Source organism: Bradyrhizobium oropedii (genome assembly GCF_020889685.1).
GTDB classification, from domain to species: domain Bacteria; phylum Pseudomonadota; class Alphaproteobacteria; order Rhizobiales; family Xanthobacteraceae; genus Bradyrhizobium; species Bradyrhizobium oropedii.
Window position 1 is genome coordinate 1 of sequence record NZ_JACMYO010000342.1, and the last position, 3,816, is coordinate 3,816.

At 67.2% G+C, this 3,816-nt stretch carries 5 protein-coding genes; 1 reads left to right on the plus strand and 4 read right to left on the minus strand.

Annotated features, from left to right (window positions below):
* Nucleotides 1-967: aminotransferase-like domain-containing protein (locus tag H8A95_RS41985; protein ID WP_229188304.1), on the plus strand; the 967-nt coding region annotated here is incomplete at its 5' end.
* Nucleotides 968-991: 24 nt separating this feature from the next.
* Here the strand turns inward: H8A95_RS41985 and H8A95_RS41990 are convergent.
* The 4 genes from H8A95_RS41990 to fliK form a co-directional block, all read right to left on the minus strand.
* Nucleotides 992-1,648 (minus strand): carboxymuconolactone decarboxylase family protein, encoded by a 657-nt coding sequence (locus H8A95_RS41990; RefSeq protein WP_229188305.1) that lies wholly within the window; start codon nucleotides 1,646-1,648, stop codon nucleotides 992-994.
* Nucleotides 1,649-1,729: 81 nt separating this feature from the next.
* Nucleotides 1,730-2,542, minus strand: a complete 813-nt coding sequence (blaOXA, locus tag H8A95_RS41995; RefSeq protein ID WP_229188306.1) for a class D beta-lactamase — start codon at nucleotides 2,540-2,542, stop codon at nucleotides 1,730-1,732.
* A 71-nt stretch (nucleotides 2,543-2,613) separates the two neighbouring features.
* Nucleotides 2,614-2,877, minus strand: a complete 264-nt coding sequence (locus H8A95_RS42000) for an EscU/YscU/HrcU family type III secretion system export apparatus switch protein (protein ID WP_021081624.1) — start codon at nucleotides 2,875-2,877, stop codon at nucleotides 2,614-2,616.
* Nucleotides 2,874-3,816, minus strand: a 943-nt coding sequence (gene fliK, locus H8A95_RS42005; protein ID WP_229188307.1) for a flagellar hook-length control protein FliK, incomplete at its 5' end; no start/stop codon positions are given. The genes fliK and H8A95_RS42000, both read right to left, overlap by 4 nt.

Genomic DNA, 3,816 nt, shown 5'->3' on the forward strand with positions numbered 1-3,816 from the left:
CGATTACGGCGCGACGCGCGGCTCGCTGGCCCTGCGCCGCACGCTGATGGCGCGGTTCGCCGACGAGGGCCTCGAAGTATCGCCCGAGCAGGTGCTGCTCACGATGTCCGGCACCCAGGCGATCGACCTGATCTGCCGCTTCCTGCTGCGGCCCGGCGACACCGTGCTGGTCGACGATCCCTGCTATTTCAATTTCCGCGCGCTGCTGCGCGCCCATCAGGTCAAGCTCGTCAGCGTGCCCTACACGCCTGCGGGCCCCGATGTCGCAAGCTTCGAGGCGGTGCTCGAAGCCGAGCGACCGCGGCTCTACATCACCGTGTCCGGGCTGCACAATCCGACCGGGGCCACGATGTCGCCACAGACCGCCCACCGCGTGCTCAATGCCGCCACCGGCTACGATCTCACCATCGTCGAGGACGACATCTTCGCCGATTTCGAGCCGGAGCCGTCGGCGCGGCTCGCGGCGCTCGACGGGCTCAACCGCGTGATCCGGATCGGCAGCTTCTCCAAGACGCTATCGGCGTCGTTGCGCTGCGGCTTCATCGCGGCGCGCGCCGACTGGATCGAGCAGTTGGTCGATCTGCAAGTCGCGACCGGATTCGGCGGCCCCTGCGCGGTCGCGACCGAAATCATCGCAAGCGTGCTGGCGACCGGCTTCTACCGCAAGCACGTCGAGGAGCTGCGCCGGCGGCTGGTGCGCGCCCGCCGCGACGTCGGCGAGAAGCTGCAACGCATCGGCATCGAGCCGTGGCTGATGCCGCGCGGCCGCTTCCAGCTCTGGTGCCGCCTGCCCGACGGCTGCGATTCCGCCGACGTGGCGCGCGCTGCGCTCGCCGACAACATCGTGCTGGCGCCGGGCAACGTGTTCAGCACCACGCAATCGGCCACCGGTTTCATGCGCTTCAACGTCGCGCAATGCCGCGATCCGAAACTTATGCCGGCCTTGCAGCGGGCGATCGGACGCTGAGGCGCGCCCGATCGATGCAGCGCCCTACTTCTCTCCAACCTTGAACGGCTCTTCCTTACCGGGCGGCACCGTCTCCTCGGCCATCGCCAGGATCATCGCGACCATCACGTAATTGCCGGCGAGCGCGGTGAGATCGACGATCTGCTGATCGTTGAAGATCTTTTTCGCCCGCGCATAGGTCTCGTCGGACACCTTCTTGGTCGTGCTGAGCTCGGTGACGAAGTCGTACACGACGGCCTCGTCGTCGGCCATTTTCGACGGCCGGTTGCCGGCCTTCAACTCGGCGATGACGTCGGCGGACAGCCCGGCCTTGGCCGCGAGCGGCGCATGCGCGAACCACTCGACCTGCGAGCGCCACTGCCGGCCGATGATCAGGATCGCGAATTCGTTCAGCCGCGTCGGCACCGAAGTCTGCCAGCGCAGATAGTAGAAAAGATCGTAGAGGCGCTGGCCGAGCACCGGGCTGCGAATGATCGGATTGTAGGGCCCGCCGATGCCGACGCTCGACACCTTCATGATCTGCTCGCCGAGCGGTTTCTGCAGATCGTTGAGCTGATCCATGGTGAGCTGCGGGAAGCGCGGCTCCTTGCTGGTGGCCGGCGCCGAAAACGCCGTGGCTGCGAGCCAGCCGCCCGCCGCGGCGAGCGTGAGCGATGAGAGCCAGACTGTTGCCGAACGCATGATTTCCTCCGCTTTGATTTGCGGGGGATGCTAGTCGAGCTTACCGGCGATCACCAGCCGCGACGCGCGCAGATCAGCTCGTCACAGCGCGACGATATCGGTGAGGCATTGCTGCGTGACGCTGATCCGCGCGTCGATCTGCGCCTGGGTCTTGCAGTCCATATTCATCGCGAACACCGTGACGTCACCGCCCTTCTCGGACCAGCCGACCAGCCAGCCGAGCGAGCCGTGCTCCTTGTCGGTCAGGCCGGTCTTGGCGCGAATGACGGCGTCGCCGACCTTCGTCACCGGCAGGATGTCGCACACCAGCTGCTGGCTGCGCTTGCCGACCGGCAGCACGCCCCGGCGCAGCCGGTCGAGGAAATCGATCTGCTGCATCGGATCGATCCGCAAATTGCCCGAGACCCAGAACCGGTCGATGCCGCCGCCGATGTCGCGATTGCCGTAGTCGATGATGTCGACATACTTCTTCATCCGCTCCTCGCCGATGCGACGGGCGATCTCCTGGAACACCGGGAATGCCGACACCGCGATCGCCGAGCGCAGCGTGTGATCCTTGTTCCAGGCCTCGATGCTGCGGGTGACACCGTCCCACTTGAAGACGTCCTTGTCGGGGTCCTGCACCACGCCGGTCTCGAGCGCGATCAGCGCGTTCGGGATCTTGAAGGTCGAGGCCGGCAGCCTGCCCTCGCCGGAGCGGGTCTTGTCGCTCGCGATGATCAGATAATCGTCGATCTTGTAGCCGACGAAGGTGCCCTCGGTGCCGAGATCGAAGAACCGTTTCGCGAGATCCTCGCGAAACTCGCTGCGCTGGTACGACACATTCGCAAAACTGCGCGACGGCAGGATGGTGGCGGCAGCAAGCAGACCGAGCGCATGGCGGCGATGGATCACGACACGTCCTGGACAGGTTCGGGTTAACGACGATGGTGGATGCCATCGTGGTGAAAGGATGGCAATGAAAGTTATCGCGCCCGGCCCGACATGCGCAGCACGAACACCAGCACTTCGGCGACGGCCTTGTAGAGCTCGGCCGGGATCTCGTCGCCGAGCTCGACATTGGAGAGCGCGCCGGCCAAGACCTCGTTCTCCTCGATCGGGATGTCGTTGGCCTTGGCGACCTCGATGATCTTGGCGCCGATCGCGCCCTTGCCTTTCGCCACCACGCGCGGCGCGCCGGCATGGTCGTAATGCAGCGCGACCGCGAGCTGGTTCTGCGTCTCGCTCATGATGCGCGGTCCAGGAAATGGCCGGCGCGCGCGGGCGCGGGTTGCGGCGGGCTGCCGTCGCGGATCTCGATATCGCCGGGCGTAAGCTCGGCCCTTGTGAGCGCCTGGCTCAATTCGAAGGCGCCGGCGCGCAGTTGCGCTCCGGTCGAGGGACGCTCGGCCCACATCCGCACCGAGGTGCGTTCGCCGTTCAGTGAGACCAGCGCGTGCACCGGCCCGGCCGGCTCGACGTCGAGCGTGAAACGCGCCCGCCACACCCGCTTGGCGGCTTCGACTTCGGTGCCGCCGCCGTCGCGGGAAATCTCGAACTGAGCCATCGCCGTGCCCTGCTGGGTCAGGAACGGGATCTCGAAATTCCAGCGCGGCACCATGGCGTCGAGCTGCGTGCGCGCACCATCGCCGTGGCCCGGCAGCGAGGCGACCTGCAGCAGCGTCTGCCGCGCCAGTGCCGCGTCGGTGTTTTCCAACAGACGATGCGCGGCGGTTGCGAGCGGCGTGCTTGGAGCAATCGACGGCTCGGCAATCGCCTGGGCCGACGGCAGCGCGCCATGAAACGGCGGTGGCGGCGTGTTGCCGCGTGCAGGCACATCGCCGGGCAGCATCTCCCGCGGCACGGCACCCTGCCGTGCCGGATTGCCGAGCTCGTGCAGCGCTTCCTGGATCAGATTGAGCGTGCCGCCCGCGGACGGGCCGGCATCGAGCGCATCCGCAAGTGCGCCGGCGAGCCCGCTGGCGCCGCGGGTCACATCCTCGGCGATCGGGACGCGGGCCTGCGGCAGCAAAATCTCCTGAACGTCGAGGCCGGCTGTGCCCGACGGTGCGAGGCTCGGCGCCGTCGCGACGCTCGGCAGCGCTGGCTGTTGACGTGGTGTCGACGCAGGCTTGGCGGCATCGCCAGCGCCGAGCGAGGCCAGCGCCTGGCGCAGCACGATCAGCGCG